This window comes from Gracilibacillus sp. D59, from assembly GCF_052246695.1.
In the GTDB taxonomy this organism is placed as follows: Bacteria; Bacillota; Bacilli; order Bacillales; family Amphibacillaceae; genus Gracilibacillus.
Genome location: NZ_JBQQCK010000001.1, coordinates 671,883 through 698,295 on the forward strand (window position 1 = coordinate 671,883; position 26,413 = coordinate 698,295).

Genomic DNA, 26,413 nt, shown 5'->3' on the forward strand with positions numbered 1-26,413 from the left:
ATTTTCTAATAACTACTTGCAAGCCAACTTCTATAATTATAGTTTAAGCAAAATCTTTTTTCTATCAAGAACCTCTATATCATTCGAAAATATTTCTTTTTTTATTAATGTTATATACAAAATTTCCATTAACTAATCAACAAAAATATATATTAACCTAGATGATTTCATCTGTAAAGCTTTTACATCTTTTACCAAATATAATGACCCTCATAAAATTTATATTGTTGTACAAACTATAAATAAATTAATGAATAAAGGAGCATATTAATGAATAAAAATTTCAAAAACCCACAGTTTAATCATCCAAGTGAAAAGAATTCAGATTATCTAAACGAAAATCATTGGAACTCCTTTAAAGATTATGCCGATGATTTAGACATTGAGTATGAATTCGAAGGCTTTATTAATAAAAAAGAGGCTGATTAGAATTCATTTATTATGTAAAGAAGCACAATATAACTGTATATTGTGCTTCTTTCTATTTATAATCTCCACAATTTGAATGTCTTAGGACAATCCTCTTTATTTAATTTACTTTTCAGGTCAACTAAAATATTTATATCATTTTTTACAAGCTTTTCAAATTCAGACCATGATTTATCTAAATAGAATTGATGAGGTACTGCTAGAACAACTGCATCGGAAGGTTTTAAATCTTCATATGGAACAAGGTCTACTCCATATTCACTTTTTGCTTCGTCAGCTGAAGCATATGGATCAGAAACTTGAATATCCATTCCATATTCTTTCAATTCATTAATTACATCAATAACTCTTGAATTCCTTAAATCTGGTACATTTTCTTTAAAAGTTAACCCTAAAATGGTTACCCCTGCACCATGTACTTGTATTTTTTCTTTAATCATTTCTTTTACTAATGCAGTCGCTACATATTTACCCATATCATCATTGATTCTTCGCCCTGAAAGAATAAGTTCCGGTCTGTAGCCAACTTTTTCCGATTTATGTGTTAAGTAGTAAGGATCCACACCAATACAGTGACCTCCTACTAGCCCTGGATTGAAAGGAAGGAAATTCCACTTTGTACCTGCTGCTTCTAAGACTTCAGCGGTATCAATCCCCATACGGTCAAACATGATTGCTAGTTCATTCATTAACGCAATATTAACGTCACGTTGCGTATTTTCAATAATTTTTGCTGCTTCCGCTACTTTTAAAGATGATGCTCTAAATACTCCCGCATCCACGACACTTTCATAGACTTCTGAAATAATATCAAGCACTTCTGGAGTTTGTCCAGACACAACTTTAGTAATTGTTCTGAATGTATGCTTCTTATCTCCAGGGTTTATTCTTTCTGGTGAATAGCCAATAAAGAAATCTTCGCCAGATTTTAGACCTGATTCTTCTTCTAGGATTGGCACACAAACTTCCTCTGTAGCGCCAGGGTATACAGTTGATTCATAGACAACAATAGTGCCTTTTTTCAAGTGTTTTCCTACTGTTCTTGAAGCCCCTTCTAAAGGCTTGAAATCCGGTAACTTATTCATGTTAATTGGAGTAGGAACTGCAATAATTAAAAAATCACAATCAGAAAGTTGTACAGGATCAGCAGTGAACGATATATCTGCCTTTTTCAATTCTTCTAAATCAACTTCATTGGTAAAATCAATATTATTTTTTAATGTGTTAATTCTATTTTCATTAATATCGAATCCAACTACATGATGTTCTTGACCAAATGCAACTGCTATAGGTAAACCTACATAACCTAATCCGACAATTCCAATCTTTCTATTCATATCTACACCTCTTATAATTTAAGTATTTTTTTAAGAATTTTAGCTAACGTTACGTATATTTTATTTTTGAACAAAACCACAAATTTAAACATACTAAAAAATTATACAATATATTTCCTTAATTTAAAATATGCATAATGCATAAAATACCAAACACTTTTTGACAAACTTAATTTTTCTACTTCTCGATAGACTTTCCAATTTTGTTTCGCCATTTTTATTTTATTACTAGAAATAGAATTATGTCTAACTCTATATTTCGCTAAAGTTTCCTGCAATCCAAACGCTTTAAATCCTCTCCGTGTTAAATTTAACCATAAAGCATAGTCTTGTCTAGCTCTTATATTTACCATCTCGATCTTATCGATTTTATTTCGGTCTAAGATAACTGTAAGACATCCTATCACACAATTTTTCAACAAATCATTATATTCTACTGAATCAGGAATTGTTACCACTTTATTATGTTGATCATCAGAATGAACTTCTAAATACTTTGTATAACTAAAAGCATAATCATGTTGATTCATAAATAATAATTGTCTTTCTAATTTTTCGGGCAGCCACTGGTCATCGCTATCCAGAAAAGCGATGTATCTGCCTTGTGCGTTTTTCATTGCTTTATTTCTGGCGACTGCTGCTCCCTGGTTTTTTTTAAGTGGGATCAATCGGATTCTATTGTCTTCATTCTGATACTTTTCTATTATCGAAATTGTATTATCAGTTGAACCATCATCGACAATTATCATTTCCCAATGCGGATAGGTTTGCTCTCTGACCGACTCTATCGTATCTCGTATATAAGTTTCTGAATTATAGGTTGGTGTAATAACAGAAACTAGATTTTGATCTTTTATTTCATCCATATTTTCCATCCTATTTATTTAGTAATTGGTCATACCATGCTATAAGTTTGCTCTTCTGAGATTCCCAGCTTAACTCATCTAGTACAGCCTTTCTACCATTATAACTCATGGTTTCTGCTTTTATTGGGTTATTCTTCAAGAAGTTTACTGCATCAATCAATTCTTGTTTATTATCAGGATTAACTGTGATACCACACTGGTGTTGGTCGATAAATGCTTGCCATTTGGGAAAATTCGAACAGATAATAGGCAACCCGGCGCTCATATATTCAAAGAACTTCGTCAATTCTTTCTTCAAGTAATGATCAGTTTCCGGGAAAATTGCTAATCCAGCAATCCAATTTTCGTTAAGATAATATTTATCGATCTCTTCTCTCTCGACAAAACGGTCGATACCGTCAAAATGGAGGTAGTCACGTTTTTCAGCAGCATGATCTTTCATTTGCTCCGCTAAATCACTCGAACATTCCCCAACAAAATAAACATGCTTGTCCTCCAATATTTTAGGAATTTCGGCATGATAAAAGGCCCCTCTTACTACCGATACATTACCTGTGTATAACAATTTGTCACTGTCTATCTGACGATTAATCTTTTGATTGATTAGTTTATCATTGAGTATCGGATAATTGAGGATACTTGTTCCCCGCTGATACCGTTCAACATAATACTTCTCTGCCAAACAAAGCTCCATCTTTTTGATTAAAAAGCTTTCGAAGCTATTGTACAATTTGCCAATGATTTTTTTGATTGGCTTTGGAAAATATTCCTTTTGCATAATACTTGTATAATAATCCTCATGCACATCATAGATGACTGTGTTATTTTTCTTTTTTAATAGCCAACCTACAAAGATTAATTCCGGATCATGAAAATGATATATATCAGCATTCATTTTTTTTGCTTTCTTATAGGCTTGAAGTGGTCCAAACAGCATTCGTTTCCATCGATTGGTATATTTCTTTAGTGGAATGATTTCTACCTTATTCTTCTCGTCCTGACTATCATTCTGTTCATCGATTGGCGCCATTAACGACACACTATATCCTGCTTTTTTTAGTGATACACATTCCTTATGATATATTCTGGTATCATAAGGATGATGCACTGTCGTCATATGGACAATTTTACTTGATTGAGACAAATAGAAAAACCTCCACTTCTAAATCGTAATACTAAACATGAACAATCATTTATTATAACACATCAAGAAAGATTTGTTCATATTGTCTTACGATCTTACTTGAGTTGAAGAATGTAGCACGCTCGTAACCTTTTTCTGTGATCTCGTCCAGTTTTTCGGGCATTACTTCTAATACAGATAGCATATTCTCCGCAAGCTTCTCTTCATCCCCCACAGGACTTAATAACCCGTATCTGCCTTTATCCAAAACCTCTGATGGACCTGATCTACAGTTTGTCGAAACAACGGCTGTTTTGGTTGCCAAAGCTTCGGCAATAACATGACTAAATCCTTCATGCTTTGATGACAATACAAATAAGTCCGCCTGGCGGAAATAGATATATGGATTTTGTTGAAAACCAAGAAAATGGACACGCTCTATTATGTTTAATTCGATTGAAAGTTGTTTTAATTCATTGTATAAATATCCTTCTCCAAGAATCATCAATTTTGCAGGGCATTGCTCATTAACTTTTGCAAAAGCACGCAGCATCGTGTGATGATCCTTCTGCGGAACTAGTCTGCCTGCCGTAATAATAATTTTGTCATCTGTGTCGAATAGTGACTGATGATGAAAATCCTTTTCTTGATTTGCCAGATTCGTGATATTGGCAACATCGACTGGATTATAGATTACTTCAATTGACTTTCTTGGTATTTTATAACGTTTTACCAGATTGTCTTTTACCCCTTCAGATAGTGAGACAATTTGGTTTGATAACCGATAAATTAGGCCAAACCCTAATAACATAAGGTTCTCTTTAAACGAACCACCAAGATTATCTGCCTCTCTAATTACATTCTTGGCTTTTGTAAAAGAGACAAGTTTCGCAAGAATTGCAATGGTGTTAACTCTTGGAATAGTACTAAATACAATATCAACTTTTTCATCTCGAATAATCTTTGCTAATTTAAAAATTGATCTGCTTAATCGCTTCGTGTCTAATTTAATAAATGTGACATCTTCTTTTAGAGCATGTTCATATGACCCTTCATAGTTTAAAGTCACTAAAATAGGAGAAAATTTATTTCTATCTAAGTTATTAATAATGTTTAATAATGTTCTGGCGGCACCACCGGCTCCCATTTGATAGATAAAGAACACGATGTTTACTTTTTTCATGTTTACCTTCCTCCTGCTTACTATCAGGGTCATACAGCAATTATACACTTTCGATAGAAATGATTGTTTATGACTGTATTAGTCAAAAATCCTCCATTTCTATCATGGTGAACAATCGTCCGTAAGGCCCCTTCGTTAAGACTTAGATGATTTAAAGAAGTTTTAGTGCTAACCATCATTGGCAGGACAAATCCCCCGAACTGACGGAAAATTCTTTTCATCACATATCTTTCTATTTTATATGATAATTGATAGAAACGAAAGTGTTATTAGTGAATTGAAATTTGAAACAGCCTGGTGTTGTACACCAGGCTTTCAATTACGCTTCTTTCTTTTTCTTATTCTTTCTCGTAAACCACCCTTTAACACGCTCTGACAAATTATCAAAGTACGTATAAACGACTGGTATTAACACTAATGTAAATAAACTAGATGTGGCTAAACCGAATATAACGGTAACTGCCATTGGTTGTTGCATTTCGGCACCTTCACCATATCCTAAGGCTAATGGAACCATAGCAAGGATTGTTGTTAAGGTGGTCATTAAAATTGGACGCAGCCTTGTTTTACCTGCTTCAACAATGGCATCGTCTCGATCCATTCCACGATTTCTGAGAATGTTAATATAATCGACAAGCACGATTGCGTTGTTAACAACAATACCTGCGAGCATGATTACCCCGATGAAGGCCGTGATCGATAACGGCAGACCCGTGATGAACAGACCGCCAAACACCCCAATTGCTGTTGCAGGCATCGAGAACATAATGATTAATGGGTGCAGGAAGTTTTCAAACTGTATCGCCATGACAGCGTACACTAAGAAAATTGATAACACTAACGCAAGACCTAAGTCTACGAAAGCCTCTTGCATGTCTTCCGCCTGTCCTCCGATTGAATAATCATAATCATCAGGGAAGTGCATGGAATCTAACGCACTTTTAACATTTTGTGATACCGTACCTAAATCACTACCTTCAATGCCGGATGTAATACTTACCTGGCGTTGCTGGTTTTCCCTAGATATCGTTGCGGCACTTTGTACTTGTTCGAAATCTGCTATGGTTGATAAAGGAATCGTTGTTCCTTGTTGGTTTTGAATTAATAAGTTTTCTAAGTCATTAATGGTTGAACGCTGGTTTTCCGGATACATTAATTTCACATTCATTTCTTCTCCGTCTTCACGATACTGCATAATCGTTTGACCAGTGAATCCAAGCTGAACTTGACTCATGACCTCTTGATAGCTTAAACCGTATTGTGCTGCCAACTCACGATCAACCTGAATCGACATTTCCGGCTGTGTATCAGATAAAGATGATGTTGGATTATAGACACCTTCTACATCCTCTAACACCATTAGAACTTGGTCTGAAAGTTCCTTTAACACTTCTGTTTCCGGACCTGAGATTTGAATTTGGATTGGATCCCCTAGTCCAGCGCCAGAGCTAGCTTCCGTTACGGTGATTTCTGCTCCGGCAATATCTTGTAATTCTTCATCCAATTGTTGTGCAAATGAAGAAGTGGTTTGCTCTCGATCATCCGATGGTACTAATTGGATTTGATAGGAGGCAGCAGACCCACCTGACATGACTGCCTGTTCCGGATTTCCACCACCGACTGTTACATAGCTGACATCAATGATATCATCGTGTTCTGCCAGTTTTTCATTAACTTTTTCGGTAATCTCCAAACGTTTCTCTTCATTAGTACCTGTTGGTGTTTCTACCGTGATTCCTAGCTGACCTTGATCACCTTCTGGAATAAAGGCAGTGCCGATAAATGGTATTAAACACACGCTTGCGATGATTGCGACAACCGTGATAGCAATCGTTGTTTTCCGTAATTTCAAGGCTTTTTTGATGACTCGTTGATAGCCATTGATTACTTTTTTCATTATACGATCGAACCAGTAACGACGACCATTATCCTGCATTGCTTTCGTTAAGAGTTTCGATGACAACATCGGGATTAATGTGACCGCAACCGCCAGTGATGCAATTAACGAGAACGAAACAGTTAACGCTAATGGTGTAAATAATTCAGATGCCATTCCTTCCACGAAAACAATTGGTAAAAATACTACTAACGTTGTCGTTGTTGACGCAATTACGGCTGGTGCCAGTTCAGATGCACCCTTGATCGATGCTTCCTTGATGTTATATCCCTGTTGCCTGTAGGAGACGATATTTTCGAGAATTACAATCGAACTGTCGACCATCATCCCGATACCTAGTGCGAGACCACCCATCGTTAATACGTTCAACGTCTCACCAGTGAAATAGAGTAAAACAAATGTTGAAATAATCGCAATTGGGATCGATACCCCGATAACAAGTGTGGCTCTGATACTTTTCAGGAATAATAACAATACTAATAAGGCGAAAATACCGCCAAAAATCATATTCTGAATAACAGAACTGATCGACTGTTTAATAAATTCTGATGTATCAACCACTACATCAAGGCTAACACCTTCTGGCAGATCTTTATTTAAGTCTTCTATTGCAGTTAATATATTGTCCGATACTTCAACCGTATTCCCGTCTGATTGTTTTAAAACACTTAATACAACTGATGTTTCATTATTTACAAGTGTTGTACCATTCTTTTCTAATGTATCCTTAACATTTGCTACATCTTTGACTTTTATTTGTGCACCTTGTGGTGTTTGAATAATCGAGTTAGCAATATCATCTACTGAATTAAAAGTCCCATCAATTCGTAGTTGTAAATCTTGATCTCCTCGTTGAATAGCGCCAGCTGATCCAGACTGATTAGCGCCTTGTAATGCTTGTTGGATCAATTGTGTCGAAACACCATATTGCTTCAAGGCTGCTCGTTTTAACTCTAATTCAATAACTCTTTCTTCTCCACCTTCGATACTAACAGAAGCCACACCACTTTGGCGTTCAAAATACGGCTGTATCTTATCTTCTGCTACTGATTGTAGGGTGGTGGTATCACTACCAGTTAAGCCAACCCACATGATTGGCATTTGGTTCGGGTTGAAGCGAAGGACACTTGGGTCATTGGCTCCATCTGGAAGCATTGCTTTTACTTGATCAACACTTTCCCGAACCTCGAGTAAGGCATTATCGAGATTGGTACCATTTTCGAACATAACAATCACAAGGGAAGAGCCTGTTTGTGATTGGGACTGAATCGTATTTACCCCCTCGATTGAGCTAAGACTACCCTCAATTGGTTCTGACACTAGTTTTTCGACCTCTTGAGGTGCTGCATCTGGATAGCTAGTCGCAACCACTGCAATTGGCAAATCAATTTCCGGGAAAAGGTCTATCGCTAAATTCCGAACTGAAATAACACCCATTGCAATAATAGCGAGGACAATCATGATGACCCCGACTGGTCGTTTTACTGACGTATTGACTAGTTTCATGATTAATCCTCCTCTACTACGCTAATTTTGCTACCATCTACAAGCGTTAACTGCCCACTTGTAATGATTTGATCCCCTTCGTTAAGCTCTGCTTGGATAGCTGTAACCTCTGATTGTGTAGCTTGAACTTTAACTTCAACTTTTTTTGCTGTATCTTCTTCCACAACGTACACAAATGTTTCATCATTTTCTTCTACTAATGCTGCCGTTGGAATTAACAGGGAATCTTCAATTACCTTATCCTCTAAAACCACGGTAGCTACAACACCTGCTTTGTAATGAGTTGTAGCATTATCGAATGAAAGATCGATCGGAAATAGACCCGCTTCATTGGCGGAGTCTGCTACATATTCGATCTCTGCCTCATGTGTTTCTTCCTCTGCACTTTGTAATAAAAGGGTAACTTTTTTTCCTTTTTCAAATAAATCTAATTGAACGTCAGGTACTTGTAGTTGCACAGTTAATCGCTCTAGGTCAATTACCACTGCTAATGGATCCTGATTAGAGACAACGGAACCTTCTTTTGCTTTTAATTTTGTGATAGTTCCTGTTGCCGGAGCCTCTACGTTAATGTTTCCTTGTGGACTGGAAATCGTTGCAATGTCATCGTCTTCTTCTACTTTTTCTCCATTTTCCACTTCCAATTCATCGATTTCACCTGCTACAGAAGGAATGACAGGTATTGATTGATTTGGCATTGTCCGGCCATAGAAGTTACGTTCCATAACAAGATCGCCTTTCGTTACTTCTCCTGTTTCGACTGGTGTTACGCGTTCTTCTTGTTCTTTTTCTCCCTCGCTGCTTTCCGAACACGCCACTAATGTGATGATCACAATCATCAGTAATAATAATAAACGCTTCATCTTCTTGTCCCCTCTCAATTTTTTTATAAGTATGTTTTTAATGTTTGAACAGTTGATTTAATAGTTGGATACGATTCTAAATGCTCTATCATACTTTGAATGATAATTTGTTTTGGTTTTTGTTTGTGCCATTCTTCTTCAAGAACATGTAATGCTTCTATTATCTGCTCTCTTTCACCTCTTTCCATTTCGGTGATTTGACCTTTTATTTGCTCGACGACAGATTGAATTGTCTGTTCATTCGATTGCTTGAATCGTTTTAAATCTTGATATTGAAAAACAGGTGGCGCAGACATTGTTAAAATAGCTTGCACCAGGACATCTATATTTTGGGTGATGTAAGCAGCTAATCGATCTGGATCGAAGGAAAGGTCATGAATCGCAATCCATTTAAAATAACCACTTAACATCCCATCGGTTTGAATAATGACGTCAACTATGTATGGTTTCACTGCTTCTCCATAAATATTGATTAAACGATCTTCCATCCAATCATAGGCCTGTTTATGTAGATTGAAAATTAAATCATCCATTCTTTCACCAAGGTGGATATTGTCTCGGAAATGCATCATGAGATATTCCTTGTGCTCTTTAAATAATCGAAGAAATGCGCCAATCTGTTTGGTGAATTGGTCAAAAGGATTACTCGTATCATGTTGCATCTTTGTTAGCTTCTCAAGTACTGTCTCTGTATAATATTTGTAAATTTCTACGAGTAAATCGTCTTTTGACTCAAAATGTAAGTAAAATGCCCCTTTGGATACATCACTTTGATCTGCAATCTCCTGAATAGAGGTAGAATGGAATCCCTTTTCCGAGAAGAGCTTCAAACTTACTTCTATCATGCGCTTCTTTTTAGTGTCCATCTCTTTAGTTGCGCCCCACTTTCTCTAATACGGTATCATATCCCGTAATGTTTCATTTTTTTATTTCATTGAATGACTGGTCAGTCACTTTCATAACTATACCAATAATGAGGGATGATTGCAATTATAATGGGCCGAAAGTCTGAGCGGGGAATCTTCTATTTTTTATAGTTAACTGCAAAGCAATAAACCCTGCTTCATTTTATTTGAAACAGGGTTTTACCATTTCGTATTATGTTGGGCGATCAATTATTCCTGTGGATTAGCTTCGTCTTCGATAGGTCCTTCACCATTCTCCACAGCATCTTCCATTTTTTCTTCAGCTTCCTCTAAGTTTTCTTCAGTGTTTTCACCGACATCTTCTCCGGTTCCACCATTGGTTCCACCGTTATTCTCGCCAGTGCCACCGTTTGTGCCGCCATTTTCGCCGCCGTTTGTACCACCATTTTCTCCTTGATTTCCTTCATCCGGAGCTTGTTCTTCTTGTTGCGGCTGTTCTTCTTCCATTGGTTGATCTTCTTCATCACCTTGTGCACAACCTGCTAACAGGGCTAGTGATAATAGAAAAGCTGAAAGATACTTAACGTATTTTAATTCCATGTGTTTTATCCTCCTTTAAGTCATGTTCAATGGTAGCTTAACCAATTAATCTACAAATTATGCCATTAAATTTATTATTATTTTTTTGATTTGAATTTTGAAATGGGATGAAGGATGGATGTATCGAGGATCAATTTACGGGATAGAAAAACTGGGCAATAAGAAAAACCTTCATGCATAAATGTTTTTCTTGTGATGATTAGGGGGATGATGGACAAAAAGTAAGATATTTACAAAATACTGTCTTCATGTGCGTGATAGACATAAAATAGGTTACTCGCTAATTATTGTCCTTCATAAAGAAGAAAACTGAGAAGATAAATAAAGCTAGATTTGTTCATCCTTATTGGATTTGTCGTTTATACCGGTTTATTCAACAAATCTTTGCTCTTCCTTATTGGATTTGTCGTTTATCCCAATTTATTCTACAAATCCTTGCTCTTCCTTATTGGTTTTGTCGTTTATACCGGTTTATTCAACAAATCTTTGCTCTTCCTTGATGGATTTGTCGTTTATCCCGGTTTATTCAACAAATCTTTGCTCTTCCTTGATGGATTTGTCGTTTATCCCGGTTTATTCAACAAATCTTTGCTTACTCTTGATGAATTTTTCGTTCAATTCCATTTGTACGTGATGAAGCTAAGTCGTCTCGTTTCTGGTCGTTCTGAGGCTAAACATCCGTGCAAATTTTCTTGTCCTAAAAAAAAGAGAAGCTCAGCAAGCTTCCCTTTCACTTATTTCACCGCAAATGTAATTTCTGCTTCGCAAGCAAGTTCGCCGTCAACTGTTGCAACTGCTTTTCCTTTTCCTATTGGTCCTTTAATACGGATAATTTCGACTTCAAGAAGAAGTTGGTCTCCTGGCTTTACCTGACGTTTAAAACGACATTTGTCAATTCCAGCTAAAAATCCGATCTTACCTTTATTTTCTTCCTTACTCAAAATCGCAACCGCTCCAACCTGTGCTAATGCTTCGACAATTAATACGCCAGGCATAACAGGATAATCTGGGAAGTGTCCTTGGAAAAATGGTTCATTAATCGTCACATTCTTTTTCCCGACAATTCGTTTGTCATCTTGTTCCGTAATTGCATCCACTAACAGAAATGGATAACGGTGTGGGATCGTTTCTTTAATTTGTTCAATATCCATATGTATGACTCCTTTCCTTATTCCACTAAAGTATATCAAAAAGCAGAAAAAGAATACATATCTTTAGTGGTATCTAAATATGATCGGTGCTACGACAATTCTTCGATAATGCTTCCTTCTCTTTGATAAATCACCACTCTGCATAAAGAGCAGAGAAAATGCTTCCCACAGAAAAACCCACGAACCAACCGTTAAATTTAATGAAAGGAGTTGTTGAAAGAATTGGTTCTCTTCCGAAAGCTGAAAGAAAGTAGATAAAAGTATAAATAATGTAGATACCAAAATATAAATGAGCGTTTTTTTCCTGCTTTGCATTGTTTGCTTGTTCATTACAAAATGACGATAATTATAGTAGTTACGAACACCGAGTTCAATATTTTTTTCCATATTCGTATCTTGTGTGGCATCTTTCATATCAAATACTAATTTTATTTTGTGATGAGAATCAATTTCATACGAGAATTCTTCCAGAAAAGATTTCAGACTTGCATCCAAATCTCTGATATTGTAGACAGAGGAGTCCCACGTGTTAAATACCTCATCATAGTCATGTAAAGCAATTTCGATGATATACTCACCTGAAACAGGGTCAATGGTATAAAATTGGTCTAAAAAACGGCTCTTCATGAAAGCCTCCCTTTCTATAATGAGCTTTTTCCTGGTCAATCCTTTCCATAAGAAAGACGATTACCTATTAAGTAATCGCCCTTTTGTATGATAGCTTGTCAATTTATTTGCAAAATAACCAAAAAGAATATTTGCGACACTTCTCTACTTCCATGAATGCAACAGTAGCTAAACCGAGGCCACATAAAGCAATAAACCAATCCATAACAAATCACCACGCCTTCATACCTGCTGCAAACCATTGTTCATGAACTTCTCCAACCAAAAAACACGTGAATTCGATTGGCGAACTCACGTGTTTAATCATTAATGTTGTTCATTTTTTATACCCTTTTGAACTAGATCCACCAAGTCACTATTTTTCCACTTGAACAAAGTCGATAATATGCTGCCATGTTTCCCACTTTAAGACGTCTATCGGATGGCCATCTCCAAGCATGCTGAAACCAACTATGAGACCGATCATTAAAGCAAACAAACTAGACACGACAACAATCAGAACTTTCGCCCAAATTGGTACAACGCGCCGAATATATTTTTTCTCTTTTTGTTTTTGCTTTTTCTTTTCTGCTCTTTTTTCACTTTTTGTATTTGACTGAGCTTTCTTTTGTTCATTTGCTTTGTCAGCATTTTTATTTTTTGATTTTGTTTCTTGTGACATACGGGATGACTCCTTATTAAAAACTAACACTATCTCAACTGATTAATTAGACCTCTCATTTGGTCATGCATTGAGATGGTTCGTGCATTAAATTGATATGCTCGCTGTGTTTCAATCATATCTGTTGTTTGTTTTGCCAGGTCTACATTGGAAGCCTCCAATGCACCACTTTTCATATTTACATCTGCCAATCCAACTCCATTGATGACCTCGCCAAATGGATAATTTCCTAGAGATTGTTCGGATAAACGGAATAAATTGTTTCCGGCAGCTTCTAACAATCGTGGACGTACTGCTTCGACAATTTCCAGTTGTCCTTCGACAGCCTGCACGCCATTCCGAGTTACATTGATCGTTCCGTTTTCCTCAATTTTCAGATCTTCCATATTATCATCTAACACAATCGGTGTTCTACCAGCTCCAAGGACAGGATTCCCATCAGAGGTAACAAGCATTACTTGATTATCTCCCTGCGGTGACAAATAAAAGTTACCTGCTCTTGTATAACGAACTTCTTCTTGCCCATTTTCGTTCACTGCTACTTGAAAAAGGTGATTGTCCTCCATTAGTGCAACATCAAGGTTTCGATCCGTTACCTGTAACGATCCTTGTGCAAAGTTAAAATTGGTATGACCAAGCTTTGCTCCAGTTCCAACACGCAGTCCGTCCGGCGTTAATCGTCCATCTGGATTAGTTGGATCTGGCTCGATGTTGATTTGCTGTGACAGCAAGGAGGAAAAATTCGCATCACGGTTTTTATAACCAGTTGTATTGACATTTGCAATATTATTTCCGATATTATCTAATTTTTTCTGCAATTGCCCCATCGTTACGGCAGCCTGGAAGGTCATTCTTGACATTTGCTTCTACCCCTTTATTATTATCCGAGTCGCGCAATTTCATTGACAGCTTTTTCTAAACTACGATCATATTGTTGGACTACTTTTTGGTTTGCTTCAAAACTCCGATACGCTTGCATCATATCTGTCATCGTTTTAGCTTCATCCACATTAGAGTTTTCTAAATGATTTTGCTGAACGTTGAATTGCAATCCATCCACGCCCCTAGCATCCACTAATGCTGCACCATCTTCCCCGAGCTCAAATAAGTTTTGTCCATTTTTTATTAAATCGTTAGGATTTGCACTGTAAGCAATACCCAGTGGAATCTCGCCGCCTTCTACCTGGACCATTCCTTCAGGTGTCACCGTAAAATCTAAGTTGTCCGTATTAATCGGGTTCCCTGTATTATCTAAGACATAATAGCCATTATTAGTCGTTAAATTCCCTTCACCATCAACAGTGAAATTTCCGTTTCTTGTATAACGGACATCCCCTTCACCATTTTGCACCGTAAAAAAGATGGACCCATCTTCATCTGGTGTTTCACCTTGTACTAACGCCATATCTGTTGAAATGCCTGTTTTTTTAAGGCTTCCTTGCACGAAATCTGGTATTGTTTCTTGAACATATACCCCTGTATTAATGGCGCCGATTTCGGTCATTGATGGTATGGTGGTACCTTGTGAATTCGGAATATCACGGTTTTCCATACGATGAATTAATAACTCCGGAAAGGCTCTAAGTGTCGTTTGATCTTGTTTATATCCAGGTGTTTGCGCATTTGTCATGTTGTTGGACAACACTTCTTGTCTACGTTGCTGTGCCATCATACCATTTGTAGCTGTGTAAAAACCTCTAAGCATGAGTCGAACTCCTCTCCAAGTGACGCAAAGCTTCATAATCTCTAGCTTCAGCGACCATTGAAAAATAGACAGTAAAGTCACCTGTCGCTTAATGGGCGCTCTGCGCGTTTCTTATGTATTAAACAATTGATCGTTCTAATTTATCAATGTTATCTAACATAATGCCTGTTCCTTTTGCTACACAATTCATTGGTTCTTCCGCTAATAAAACTGGTACTTTCAGTTCTTCTGCCAATAATTGGTCTAAACCGTTTAACAATGCACCGCCACCAGTTAAAATAACACCTCTGTCGATAATATCTGCTGATAATTCTGGTGGTGTTTTTTCTAAAACGGTCTTGGCTGATTGTACAATTAAGGAGATCGATTCTCTTAGGGCTTCTTCCACTTCCTCAGAACGGATCGTAATTGTTCTTGGTAAACCCGTTACCATATCACGTCCACGAATATCGATTTCTTCGTTACGAGCACCTTGAAAAACTGTAGCCACATTAACTTTTATATCTTCTGCAGTTCTTTCACCGATTAATAATTTATATTTACGTTTTACATGTTGAAGAATTTCACCATCAAATTTATCCCCGGCCATTTTGATCGATTGCGCCGTTACGATATCTCCCATGGACAGTACAGCAATATCTGTTGTTCCACCACCGATATCAACAACCATATTTCCACTCGGTTGGAAAATATCCATACCTGCACCGATTGCCGCTACTTTTGGTTCTTCTTCTAAGTATACTTTTTTACCGCCAGATTTTTCCGCCGCTTCTTTGATTGCCTTTTGTTCTACCTTCGTAATGTTAGTTGGGCAGCAAATCAGCATTCTCGGCTTTGAAAGAAATCCTTTGACATTGATTTTATTTATAAAATATTTGAGCATCGATTCTGTGACATCAAAATCTGCGATGACTCCATCCTTTAGCGGGCGAATCGCTTCGATATTACCTGGTGTACGTCCAACCATGCGTCGTGCTTCTTCACCAACTTCTAAGACTTTTCCCGTATTGCGGTCCATCGCAACAACGGAAGGTTCATCAAGTACAATACCTTTTCCTTTCACATGAATAAGTACATTCGCAGTTCCTAAATCTATTCCGATATCTCTTGAAAACATGTACGGTTATCCTCCCTATTTCATTACCTTGCTTATAGTTTATGTCGACCAATTAGCGATGTTTATGTAATCTATTTGTAGGTGTCTTTATCTCTATTATGGTACATAATACCTCTAATTATATATAATATCATAAATTGTAGAATATCGTTATAGCTTTCGTAAAAAAATGTCGTAATTTTTATTATTTTTAGTGGAATTTGAGAAATATAATTATTGCAAGGAGTATCTGTTATTAGTATGGTGTCCATCTGAAGGTATATGTATGAATTAGAGAGGATATCATTTTGTTACTTTGTTAATAGTTCTTCTGTTTCGGGTGGTACTTTTTTACCGTTAAGTTGATACTTTACTTTGGTCGCTTCTCCGCCTCTTAGGTGACGGATTGCTTTATGGTGGCTTAGTATGTCTTTGACTTCGTTTGCTAGTTCGGGATGTATTTCTGGTAAGCGCTCTGTCAGGTCTTTGTGTACTGTACTTTTTGAAACTCCAAATTCCTTGGCGATAACTCGAACCGTTTTCTTCGTTTCGACAATGTACCTTCCAATCCTTAATGTTCTCTCTTTGATGTAGTCATGCACATCACTCGCCTCCCAATAGTTGTCAGTCCAAGGTGTGAACAGAGACAAGTACTACCATATAAAATTATCCACAATACCTAACAATCGCATCCTCACCTTAGACAAATAAAAGATAATTTGTACCATCTTATTAAACTGCACACCCCAATATGACAGTAAATTTTGGGTCAGTACACAAGTTGTGAGGAATTTGTCCTTGCTGGATAAGGTCGGAGAGTCTTTTATTTTACTTGACGAGATTGGTCAATTATCTTGCAAAAAGCATAAAAAAGTGATGACTCTTCTGTCATCACTTTTTTAATCTTAGCCAATGTCACCGTAGTCAGGATCTAATTTTTTTACGAACTTCATAGACATTTCTCCCACTCCCATCTTCTCTTTATATTCCTAAACCTTCCGAAGCCTTAAGTGGCAACCTTGCAAAAAAGTGATCACTCCTTTTCTCCATAAAGTGTTGATAAGAATATATGAAAAAATGTTGCTTTCTTGTTGCTAAGCCTAAGTAATATTGTGTAAATGGAGTTACAATGTCTAGGTGCTCTAACATAGTCTTTGCCAATTGATAGTTCCCTTTTGCGATCTCTAGGTGTGCTTTTTCTATGGGGTCTGTTGTGGAAACGCCATCTACTTCCCCGAAATGGGCACAAATAAATGGATAAGTATGATTAGCGATATGTTCTAATGTTTTTTGATCGTCTAAGCAACTAGCTATATAATTTGCTTCTTCGATATGATAGACACTAGATTGAAAATCTTCGTATAGGTAACTCAGTGCTAAATCTAGGTGGAGTTTTGCTTTTTGTTTGACGTGGTGAGGCATCTGCAAAGCTTCATATGCGTGCTTTCTAGCTAAAATTAACTCATTTCGCTTCCAATAGTATTGAAATAATAAGATTTTCATTCTAATCTGAAAGAATGTAATAAATAGTGGATTATCTACATGACGTAGTTGTTTTTGTATCTTATTTAAATAGTAACCTATTCGTTCATAATTATATACTTTTATATCTACTTCAATATGTAAAAAGTATTTTAAACATCTTAATTCAGGATGTTTAACGGAAACCGATTTCGAATTAGTTCGTATTTCATGAACTGGTTTACCATTTCTTATATCAAGCATAAATTGATAAATGATAGCTAACTCCTGATTTAATTCATTCATACTTTCTTTATTTATTTCTATAAAACATTGTAATTCTTGATAGCATTGATTGATATAAAAATACTCTAAAGCTAACCTTTTATCCGAATCCGATTTACTTGCAAACAGGAATTCTTTTGCCAGTTCTAGTTGGGCAGCTTCATCACTATCCAGGCTAATCATTGTTAAAAATTGAGGAAATTGCAATTGATTTTCTGATTCAAAGCAGTCTCGAATTGTCCCTATCATTGTTTTTGTTTGTGCCATAATCTATCTCCTTTCACAGTTATTTATTATTTCATATTCAAGAAATTATGCAATAGGTTTTTTGATAGAATCGTTCGTCAAATAGTTATCGATATCGACACTATTTGAGGAATTTTCATAGCTTTTGAGTAGAATATATAAGAATAGCGTTGAAAAATGAAAAATCTCCTTACCGTTTTCACAGGTAAGGAGATTTCCTTTACGCATGCTCCATAGCACTGGATGATTCAGTTTCACTTTCTGAATTTGCATTGTCTTCTGATTCAACTGAGCTGTCTTCTGTTGAGCTTTCTTCTTCTGTTGTTGAACTATCACTTTCAGTTGAGTTTCCTTCTTCCGTTGAACTCTCATCTTCTGTTGTGCCTTCGTTCTCTGTTGAGTTTTCGCTTTCTTCTGAACTATCTTCTTCTTTTTCTTCATCTTCTGCAGCTGGTTCCTTGTCTTCTTCACCTTTGTCAGGTGCTACAATTTTATTAATTGGTTGATTAATAAAATCCTCTGGGTTGACTGGTGTTCCGTCTTTTCTAACTTCGAAATGAACATGTACACCATTGTCTTGGCCTAGTGTGTTTTGTCCAGCTGTACCGATGGTCTGTCCCTGCTTAAGCTCATTGCCTTGTTCTGCAAATACTTCATCTAAACTAGCATAGTATGTGGAAATGCCATGCTCATGCTCCATCTTCACTACATTACCTAGTAATGGATCATCTTTCACTTCTGTAACGGTACCAGACAATGATGCTTTCACATCAAATGCCTTATCGTCAGAAGTCGAGATTGCAATACCATCACTTTGATAGTATTTGTTTTGGTGTAAAATGAGCGCCTGTTCTTGTTCTTCTGCATTTGCTCCATAATCATAAAATTTGGTCACGATTTCCACTTGCAAGTCTTCTGAAATTGGCATCTTTAGTACTTCCTGTTGTTGCATGACAGTAGTTGCATCCTCTTTATCTTGGCCTTCTTGACCTGTACTCAGATCATCTAGTTGATTCTCCATGTCCTCAGCTAAGTCTGGTGCTTGATTACTAGCATTTTGGTACCATAGGACTCCTGTTAAAAGTAGAGCAGCTACCGCTAAATATACAGCAGGAAAAAACCATCTTTTCTTGAAGATACGTTTCCAACTCTTTTTTGAAACGTTCTTGTTTTCCTCCATTATGCATCACCTCAGCAACCATTGTGATCAAATAGAGGAAAAAATATACATGAAATTATTATTTTTTTGCTAAAAGTGTTGGAGTTGCCTGTTCTAGCGTACTCACTTGTACGCCCCGATAGTAATATTCAATGATCTCTTTATATGTTTTTCCTTCCTTCGCCATCCCATTTGCCCCGTATTGGCTCATTCCGACGCCATGACCATACCCTTTAGTTGTAAACACATAATGATTGTCCTTTTTGGTAATGGTGAAATCACTTGATGGTAGCTGGAGGTGATCACGAATGTCCCGTCCTGAAAAGGTTTCTCCACCAATTTTTGCTGTTTCTACCCTTTTACTTTCTGTTCTTGTTAGCTGAAAATCCCCTGCTGAGTTTGAGAGATTAATGTCTAATTTTTCTTCCAAGTCGGCTTTGGTGAATATTTTCTGATCGAAAAACTTAGGGGATATTTCTTCATCCCACGGACTTTTTACAGATCGTAAATATGGTAATTCGCCTTGCCAGTAATCTTCTGAGTTTTCTGTATAGCCATTACTCGTCGAAAAAAAGGATGCAGTGATTGGCTTATTGCTGTACGTAATAATCTCTCCTTGGGTAGCCGCAACTGCTTCTGTAATTTTGTCAATTTTCCAATGAAAATCACTACCCCAAACTTGCCTTAATTCATCTACATTTTTGTATACTTGATGTTCGACCGTATCCGTCACATCGGCTCCACCAGCAATTTCTTTCTTATTATCTTGCATCAAATATCGAACAATAAAGGTTCTAGCTGCCAATGCCTGTGCCTTTAATGCCTCGATTTCAAAATCTGCAGGCATTTCGGAGGCAACCACATGAGTTACATACTTCTCTAAAGGAATTTTTTCCACTTCATTTGTTTCCGTTCGTAATACATGAACATCAAAAGGAGATTCTAATGAAATGGGCGTTTCCGTTGCTGTATTGCTGTTTGATTCTGTTTCTACAGATGCTTGTGTCGATTCATCCCCTGTAAAAGGTATGACAATGAGGGTTGGGATGACAAACATTAGCGTAAGTAATGTAGTGATGATGATAATAGTTGGTAATTTCCAGTTTGTTGGTGTTTGTTTGTTCTGCCATCTGGCCATGAATAACCTCCTCTGTGTTTCTTGTGTTTCTACTCTATCTTATTCACAAGAATAGGAGGTTAGAACAAATAATAGCTCAAAAACGATGTACTGACACATAGGCTTGGACTTTTAATGAACATATATTAGAAAGTCGATCTAATATAGAAGCGTGAATCTCTTATAAAAACATATAATCGGGATTCGCGCTCTCTTTTTTTGTGTGAATCCCTTATAAATGCGTATAATCGGGATTCACGCTCTTTTTTGGGGTGTGAATCCCTTTTAAAAGCGTTTAATCGGGATTCGCGCTCTTTTTTGGGCTGTGAATCCCTTATAAAACTATATAATCGGGACTCGCGCTCTTTTTTGGGGTGTGAATCCCTTTTAAAAACATATAATCGGGATTCGCGCTCTTTTTTGCACTGTGAATCCCTTAAATAATTTGTAACTGCCTATCCTTCTCCAACGTCTACTAACACTTTACTTTGATCAGGTTGATAGAGTGAAAATCCATAGGAAAGTTACCTCCATTTTATCAATAAGATAAGCTCCAGTTAGTCGATCCTAGTGTCATTTTCACCTGAAGAATGAAAAAAGAGGACTAGCTTCTATTTAAAGCTGTCCTCTTCCTATTATTGTACTTCTACTTGTTGTTGTACTTCCGTTATAATAGTAGTTTCTCCTTGATATACCCGTTCAATATCTGCTCCTAATTTTGCAAATTTCTCTGTAATGTCCACATATCCTCTGTCAATATGATGTAGAGAAGTTACACGAGTATATCCTTCCGCTACTAATCCTGCTAAAATCAAGGCTGCTCCGGCACGTAAATCAGTCGCAGCTACTTCTGCCCCTTGAAGATTGACAGGGCCTTCTACGATGACACTACGGCCTTCTATTTTTAATTTAGCATTCATTCTGCGGAATTCCTCGACATGCATAAAACGGTTTTCAAATACAGTTTCAGTAATCACACCTGTACCGGATGCCTGTAGCATCAATGCCATCATTTGTGATTGCATATCTGTCGGGAATCCTGGATGTGGTAATGTTTTGATATCAGTAGATTGTAATTTTTTTGGTCCAATAACACGGATACCATTTTTCTCTTCGGTAATTTTAACGCCCATCTCTTCCATTTTCGAAACGAGGGCACGAACATGCTCAATCTCAGCATTTTCTATTAAAACATTACCACCTGTAATAGCTGCTGCTATCATAAATGTTCCTGCTTCAATACGGTCTGGAATAATCGTATGCTCTACTCCATGAAGCTGATCGACACCATCAATTTTAATTGTCTCTGTGCCTGCACCTATAATTTTAGCACCCATTTTGTTTAAATAATTGGCTAAGTCTACTATCTCTGGTTCTTTAGCCGCATTTTCGATAATAGTTTTCCCTTTTGCAAGGGCGGCTGCCATCATAATGTTTTCTGTTGCACCAACACTAGGCATATCTAAATAAATTTTTGCCCCTTTTAGTCTATCTCTGGTAGAGACTTCGACAAAGCCATTTCCGACATGGACGTTTGCCCCCATTGCTTCAAATCCTTTTAAATGTAGATCAATTGGTCGTGATCCAATTGCACAGCCACCTGGTAACGCTACTTTCGCATGGCCATATCGTGCTAAGAGAGGTCCTAAAACAAGGACAGATGCACGCATTTTCCTTACGTATTCAAAAGGTGCCTCCGTTAATAATGGTTTTGTTGCATCAACTGTTACGGTATTTTTTTGATAGTCAACTTCTGCATTCATATGCGTTAATACTTGATTTATTGTGTGTACATCTGCCAAAGCAGGTACTTCGTGTATAATACTTTTGCCTTCACTTGCGATTATGCTTGCGGCGATGACAGGCAGTACGGCATTTTTTGCTCCTTCAACTCTTACAATACCATGTAACTGCCTACCACCACGTACGATGATATTTTCCAAGGCTCATTCTCCTCTGTAGACCATATTCATTATTATTAGTATTCATGTATTAGGATAGGTGTTCCTATAGTGACGGTTGTCCGATCTCCTATCCGCTCTCTGACTGCGATTTGTAGATTTATTTCTTCATCATTTTGCTTTAATTCATTTTCCCAATTAGGTGTAAATCCAGTCCATGTATAAAAATGCGACTCTTTTGTTTCGTCGATTACTGTCATATTTAGTGTAGATTTTACAAAATCTATCAAACAAACAATATCTATAATACCACTTTTCCATGCCTCAACACAAGAAAAACTTTGTGCATTTTCAGTAAATAAGCCATTAGTAATTGTTTTTATCTTTTCTTTATATTCTTTTAGTCCTTCCGGTGTTGTTTTATTCAATGTAATAGTATATATGACTTGGTATCGATTCTGTTGTTCATTAGTGCGCACTAATAAGATTGATTCGCTTATACCATCGTTTTCTTGGCGGTCTGATACAAATTTCAGACGACTTCTATCTACACCTTGCCCCTGGATATTTAGTTGATACCCGTTGATTCTAGAAATAAAACTTTGTATATCTGCTATTTCTTGTTCTTCTTTAATAGTAGTTTGCAAGTTTGATAGATTAAGGTTTTGTTGATCCACTATTTCTATCATATCGTCTATTTCATTTTGATTATCAATATTCGATTTCGTCTCAATTAATAATTGGTCTATAAAAAACATCATTCCTACTGCCGCAAATGTTATAAAAAAATACTTCATTTCCCGCACTCCTTTTTTATTAGAAGTATTGGCAGGAAATGAAGTATTCATACTCTTATTTAATTATTTTTGTTTAAAGATAGAACTAGAACTTAAAAAAGGTAAATTAATTGTTGTGACCACTTCAAAAAGTCTAAGAAAAAGTTACTCACGGTAGAGCCAATTGCTATAGTGATGAAGATAATTAATATTCTAGCTTCGTACACTTTGTGTTTTCTAAATAATTCGTCGAAATTAAGTGATTGAAGGACTTGCCATGTTATAAAGATAAAAATGAGATGCGACAACATCCCTATTATGCCTTCTTGCGCCAAACTTTGCATCATAATATATCCCTCGTTTACTTGTTTTTTGTCTATTTTAACATATCTATTAAGGATTCGCCTTTATTGGATATTCTTCGATATTTCCCGGGAAATTTAGATAAAATATTAATTTATTAGTGCTGCAGATTGATAAATAACCCATTTAATTCCATTGCATTATGGGTTTGTGTTGTAAGTAAGGATAGGAGTAAACAGATAGAGGAAATGAACAGTTTTTTAACCCTACTTAAGTTAGAAATAAAAATCCGACAATGAGAGAAAGCGTTTTCCTTTTATTATCGGATTTTTATTTTGTATTGCAATTGTTGCGAATTTCGGTTTACTGGCAACTTGAAAAGGGGCTGCACTCATCCTAAACGGTTGAGGCTGCCCCTTTTGCTTACTTATTTATTTTCTACGACTTCAATTCGGTTTAAGGCACGTTTAAGTGCTAATTCTGCCCTTCTGAAATCTATTTCATCTTGTTTAGCTTGTAAACGACGTTCTGCTCGTTCTTTTGCTGCTCGAGCGCGCTCGATATCAATATCGTCAGGTCGCTCTGCTGATTGTGCAAGAATTGTCACTTTATCAGGACGAACCTCAAGGAATCCTCCACTTACAGCAATCCGTTGTGGATTTTCTCCTTTTAAGCGCACCGAACTAATAGACAGTGGTGCAACGAGCGGAATGTGACCTGGTAAGATCCCGAGCTCTCCACTCTCAGCTTTACAGCTAACCATTTCAAATGATTCTTCCAGAACAGGGCCATCCGGAGTAACAACACTTACTATTAGTGTATTCAACAGAACCCCTCCTTAGGCTGAAATGAAATGGGAAAGAGGGTCATGTCCCTTTCCCCATGACCATTATGCCATTTCTTTTGCTTTTTCTACTACTTCTTCAATGCGCCCGACTAGACGGAATGCATCTTCTGGAAGGTCATCATATTTACCATCTAGGATTTCGCGGAATCCTTGGACTGTTTCATTGACTGGTACATATGAACCTGGTTGATCTGTAAATTGCTCTGCTACGTGGAAGTTTTGTGATAAGAAGAACTGGATACGACGCGCACGAGACACGGTAAGTTTATCTTCATCAGATAATTCATCCATACCTAAGATTGCGATAATATCTTGTAGTTCTTTATATTTTTGTAATGTTTGTTGTACTTCACGCGCAACATTGTAGTGCTCTTCTCCTACTACTTCAGGGTCAAGGGCACGAGATGTAGAAGCAAGTGGATCCACCGCTGGGTAAATACCTTGCTCAGATAATTTACGATCAAGGTTTGTCGTTGCATCTAAGTGAGCGAACGTTGTAGCCGGTGCCGGGTCAGTATAGTCATCAGCTGGTACGTAGATCGCTTGGATTGATGTAACAGAACCTTTATTAGTTGATGTGATACGCTCTTGTAATTGACCCATTTCCGTAGCAAGTGTCGGCTGATAACCAACGGCAGATGGCATACGACCAAGAAGTGCCGATACCTCTGAACCTGCTTGTGTAAAACGGAAAATGTTGTCGATGAATAATAACACGTCCTGACCTTGCTCATCACGGAAGTACTCCGCCATTGTAAGTCCAGTTAGTGCTACACGCATACGTGCTCCTGGTGGCTCGTTCATTTGGCCGAATACCATTGCAGTTTTGGAAATTACACCTGAATCTTTCATTTCATAGTAAAGGTCGTTCCCTTCACGTGTACGTTCTCCTACACCTGCGAATACGGAAATACCACCGTGCTCTTGTGCGATGTTATTAATCAGCTCTTGAATAAGTACGGTTTTACCTACACCCGCACCACCAAATAAACCGATCTTACCACCTTTGATATAAGGTGCTAATAAGTCTACAACTTTGATACCTGTTTCTAGAATTTCTGTTTCTGTTGCTAAGTCTTCAAATTTTGGTGATTGACGGTGAATTGGGTCACGACGTACATCTGCACCAATTTCTTCGTCAAGGTCAATTTTGTCACCTAAAACGTTGAAGACACGACCTAGTGTGATATCACCTACTGGTACTGAGATAGGTGCATTCAAATCTGTTACTTCTGCACCACGTTGAAGACCTTCTGTAGATGACATCGCAATTGTACGTACAGAATCATCGCCTAAGTGAAGGGCTACTTCTACAGTTAGCTCTTGTGCTTCACCGTTCGCATCATACTGTATTGTTAACGCATTGTAAATTTCAGGGAGATGGCCGTCTTCGAATTTAACGTCGACAACCGGTCCCATAATTTGAATAACGTGTCCTTTTGCCATCGATTTCCCTCCTAACTAAAGATTTACTACCGTACGATTGTATTATTCTAATGCGGCTGCCCCACCAACAATTTCGGTGATTTCTTGCGTGATCGCTGCTTGTCTTGCACGGTTGTACTGTAATGACAAATCATCAATAAGTTCATCCGCGTTATCAGTCGCACTTTTCATAGCAGTCATACGAGAAGCATGCTCACTCGCTTTACTGTCTAGTAGTGCACCGAAAATCAAGCTCTCCGCATATTGTGGCAATAATACATCTAATATTTCTTGTTGATTTGGCTCATATTCATATGTGCTCTTTGTACCACCGGATTCTTCTTGTAGATCCGTAAGTGGTAATAATTTTTTCGATGTTACCTGTTGTGAAATCGCACTGATGAAGTGATTATAGAAAATCACCAATTCATCTATTTCCTCATCAATAAAAAGTTGTACCGTTTCAGACGTTAAGTCTTTGATATCAGCAAAATTAGGTTGATCTGAAAGGCCTGTGATCTCCTTAAGAATTGGCATATCACGTTTCGTGAAAAAGTCACGAGCCATTCGCCCTACTGCGATAATAGCATATTCATCTTTTGATTGATGTTTCTCTTCAATCGTGCGATAAACTTGACGAAGAATTCCACTGTTAAAAGCTCCCGCAAGACCACGATCAGAAGTAATGACAAAATAGGCTGTCTTTTTCACTTCACGTGTTTGAAGCATTGGGTGTTCTGCATCCTGACCACTGCCTGCGATACTGTTGACCACTTCTTTGATCTTATTACTATATGGATCATAAGATTTGGCAAATTCCTCTGCTTTACTTAACTTCGAAGCAGATACCATGTGCATTGCTTTTGTGATCTGTTTCGTTTTTTGCGTGGAATTAATTCGCGTTTTGATATCTCTAAGAGATGCCACGTGTTTCACCGCCCTTTCTTAAAAGGTTTACGCTATACTTACGAAATGTCATTAAC

At 37.2% G+C, this 26,413-nt stretch carries 25 protein-coding genes; 1 reads left to right on the forward strand and 24 read right to left on the reverse strand.

The features are described 5' to 3' along the window. Positions 1 to 270 precede the first annotated feature (270 nt). The gene (locus ACTWP4_RS02965; protein WP_443127262.1) at positions 271 to 429 is read left to right on the forward strand and encodes a hypothetical protein; all 159 of its coding nucleotides are present in this window, start codon (positions 271 to 273) and stop codon (positions 427 to 429) included. A gap of 56 nt (positions 430 to 485) precedes the next feature. On the opposite strand, the gene ACTWP4_RS02970 is transcribed toward ACTWP4_RS02965, so the two are convergent. From ACTWP4_RS02970 to atpG, 24 genes are all read right to left on the reverse strand, one after another. Beyond that, positions 486 to 1,766, reverse strand: coding sequence for a nucleotide sugar dehydrogenase (locus ACTWP4_RS02970; RefSeq protein ID WP_443127263.1), 1,281 nt, complete (start codon positions 1,764 to 1,766; stop codon positions 486 to 488). A gap of 101 nt (positions 1,767 to 1,867) precedes the next feature. Beyond that, on the reverse strand, positions 1,868 to 2,632 hold the full coding sequence (locus ACTWP4_RS02975) for a glycosyltransferase family 2 protein (protein WP_443127264.1): 765 nt from the start codon (positions 2,630 to 2,632) through the stop codon (positions 1,868 to 1,870). A 10-nt stretch (positions 2,633 to 2,642) separates the two neighbouring features. After that, positions 2,643 to 3,776 (reverse strand): glycosyltransferase, encoded by a 1,134-nt coding sequence (locus tag ACTWP4_RS02980; RefSeq protein ID WP_443127265.1) that lies wholly within the window; start codon positions 3,774 to 3,776, stop codon positions 2,643 to 2,645. A gap of 52 nt (positions 3,777 to 3,828) precedes the next feature. After that, positions 3,829 to 4,938: a glycosyltransferase gene (locus tag ACTWP4_RS02985; protein ID WP_443127266.1), complete on the reverse strand. Its 1,110-nt coding sequence runs from the start codon at positions 4,936 to 4,938 to the stop codon at positions 3,829 to 3,831. Positions 4,939 to 5,257: 319 nt separating this feature from the next. After that, complete coding sequence (locus ACTWP4_RS02990; RefSeq protein ID WP_443127267.1) at positions 5,258 to 8,341, reverse strand: efflux RND transporter permease subunit; 3,084 nt, start codon at positions 8,339 to 8,341, stop codon at positions 5,258 to 5,260. A 2-nt stretch (positions 8,342 to 8,343) separates the two neighbouring features. Further along, complete coding sequence (locus ACTWP4_RS02995) at positions 8,344 to 9,204, reverse strand: efflux RND transporter periplasmic adaptor subunit (protein ID WP_443127268.1); 861 nt, start codon at positions 9,202 to 9,204, stop codon at positions 8,344 to 8,346. 23 nt (positions 9,205 to 9,227) lie between these two features. Then, positions 9,228 to 10,070, reverse strand: a complete 843-nt coding sequence (locus ACTWP4_RS03000; RefSeq protein WP_443127269.1) for a TetR/AcrR family transcriptional regulator — start codon at positions 10,068 to 10,070, stop codon at positions 9,228 to 9,230. 249 nt (positions 10,071 to 10,319) lie between these two features. Then, positions 10,320 to 10,670 carry a hypothetical protein gene (locus tag ACTWP4_RS03005; protein WP_443127270.1) on the reverse strand — a complete coding sequence of 117 codons (351 nt, stop codon included), beginning with the start codon at positions 10,668 to 10,670 and terminating at the stop codon, positions 10,320 to 10,322. Positions 10,671 to 11,404: 734 nt separating this feature from the next. Further along, entirely contained in the window at positions 11,405 to 11,821 is a 417-nt protein-coding gene (fabZ, locus tag ACTWP4_RS03010; protein ID WP_100358985.1) for a 3-hydroxyacyl-ACP dehydratase FabZ, read from the reverse strand. Between the two features lie 63 nt (positions 11,822 to 11,884). After that, a complete protein-coding gene (locus ACTWP4_RS03015) occupies positions 11,885 to 12,448 on the reverse strand; it encodes a hypothetical protein (protein ID WP_443127271.1) in 564 nt (187 codons plus the stop codon). Positions 12,449 to 12,803: 355 nt separating this feature from the next. Then, on the reverse strand, positions 12,804 to 13,109 hold the full coding sequence (locus ACTWP4_RS03020; protein ID WP_443127272.1) for a DNA-directed RNA polymerase subunit beta: 306 nt from the start codon (positions 13,107 to 13,109) through the stop codon (positions 12,804 to 12,806). Between the two features lie 29 nt (positions 13,110 to 13,138). Continuing rightward, positions 13,139 to 13,969: a flagellar hook-basal body protein gene (locus ACTWP4_RS03025; protein ID WP_443127273.1), complete on the reverse strand. Its 831-nt coding sequence runs from the start codon at positions 13,967 to 13,969 to the stop codon at positions 13,139 to 13,141. Positions 13,970 to 13,989: 20 nt separating this feature from the next. Next, complete coding sequence (locus tag ACTWP4_RS03030) at positions 13,990 to 14,814, reverse strand: flagellar hook-basal body protein (RefSeq protein WP_443127274.1); 825 nt, start codon at positions 14,812 to 14,814, stop codon at positions 13,990 to 13,992. 118 nt (positions 14,815 to 14,932) lie between these two features. After that, positions 14,933 to 15,931: a rod shape-determining protein gene (locus ACTWP4_RS03035; RefSeq protein WP_443127275.1), complete on the reverse strand. Its 999-nt coding sequence runs from the start codon at positions 15,929 to 15,931 to the stop codon at positions 14,933 to 14,935. Between the two features lie 290 nt (positions 15,932 to 16,221). Then, on the reverse strand, positions 16,222 to 16,512 hold the full coding sequence (gene spoIIID, locus ACTWP4_RS03040) for a sporulation transcriptional regulator SpoIIID (RefSeq protein ID WP_443127276.1): 291 nt from the start codon (positions 16,510 to 16,512) through the stop codon (positions 16,222 to 16,224). A 379-nt stretch (positions 16,513 to 16,891) separates the two neighbouring features. Further along, the gene (locus ACTWP4_RS03045; RefSeq protein ID WP_443127277.1) at positions 16,892 to 17,923 is read right to left on the reverse strand and encodes an AimR family lysis-lysogeny pheromone receptor; all 1,032 of its coding nucleotides are present in this window, start codon (positions 17,921 to 17,923) and stop codon (positions 16,892 to 16,894) included. A gap of 199 nt (positions 17,924 to 18,122) precedes the next feature. After that, positions 18,123 to 19,082 carry a peptidoglycan DD-metalloendopeptidase family protein gene (locus tag ACTWP4_RS03050; RefSeq protein ID WP_443127278.1) on the reverse strand — a complete coding sequence of 320 codons (960 nt, stop codon included), beginning with the start codon at positions 19,080 to 19,082 and terminating at the stop codon, positions 18,123 to 18,125. 58 nt (positions 19,083 to 19,140) lie between these two features. Beyond that, complete coding sequence (gene spoIID, locus ACTWP4_RS03055; RefSeq protein WP_443127279.1) at positions 19,141 to 20,199, reverse strand: stage II sporulation protein D; 1,059 nt, start codon at positions 20,197 to 20,199, stop codon at positions 19,141 to 19,143. Positions 20,200 to 20,813: 614 nt separating this feature from the next. Further along, positions 20,814 to 22,121 carry a UDP-N-acetylglucosamine 1-carboxyvinyltransferase gene (gene murA, locus ACTWP4_RS03060; RefSeq protein WP_443127280.1) on the reverse strand — a complete coding sequence of 436 codons (1,308 nt, stop codon included), beginning with the start codon at positions 22,119 to 22,121 and terminating at the stop codon, positions 20,814 to 20,816. Positions 22,122 to 22,156: 35 nt separating this feature from the next. Further along, a complete protein-coding gene (locus tag ACTWP4_RS03065) occupies positions 22,157 to 22,876 on the reverse strand; it encodes a YwmB family TATA-box binding protein (protein WP_443127281.1) in 720 nt (239 codons plus the stop codon). A 92-nt stretch (positions 22,877 to 22,968) separates the two neighbouring features. After that, the gene (locus tag ACTWP4_RS03070; protein WP_443127282.1) at positions 22,969 to 23,202 is read right to left on the reverse strand and encodes a DUF1146 family protein; all 234 of its coding nucleotides are present in this window, start codon (positions 23,200 to 23,202) and stop codon (positions 22,969 to 22,971) included. Between the two features lie 383 nt (positions 23,203 to 23,585). Further along, positions 23,586 to 23,984: a F0F1 ATP synthase subunit epsilon gene (locus tag ACTWP4_RS03075; protein WP_443127283.1), complete on the reverse strand. Its 399-nt coding sequence runs from the start codon at positions 23,982 to 23,984 to the stop codon at positions 23,586 to 23,588. A 63-nt stretch (positions 23,985 to 24,047) separates the two neighbouring features. Next, positions 24,048 to 25,451 (reverse strand): F0F1 ATP synthase subunit beta, encoded by a 1,404-nt coding sequence (gene atpD / locus ACTWP4_RS03080; protein WP_443127284.1) that lies wholly within the window; start codon positions 25,449 to 25,451, stop codon positions 24,048 to 24,050. Positions 25,452 to 25,493: 42 nt separating this feature from the next. Beyond that, positions 25,494 to 26,357, reverse strand: a complete 864-nt coding sequence (gene atpG / locus ACTWP4_RS03085) for an ATP synthase F1 subunit gamma (RefSeq protein ID WP_443127285.1) — start codon at positions 26,355 to 26,357, stop codon at positions 25,494 to 25,496. Between the last annotated feature and the right edge of the window lie 56 nt (positions 26,358 to 26,413).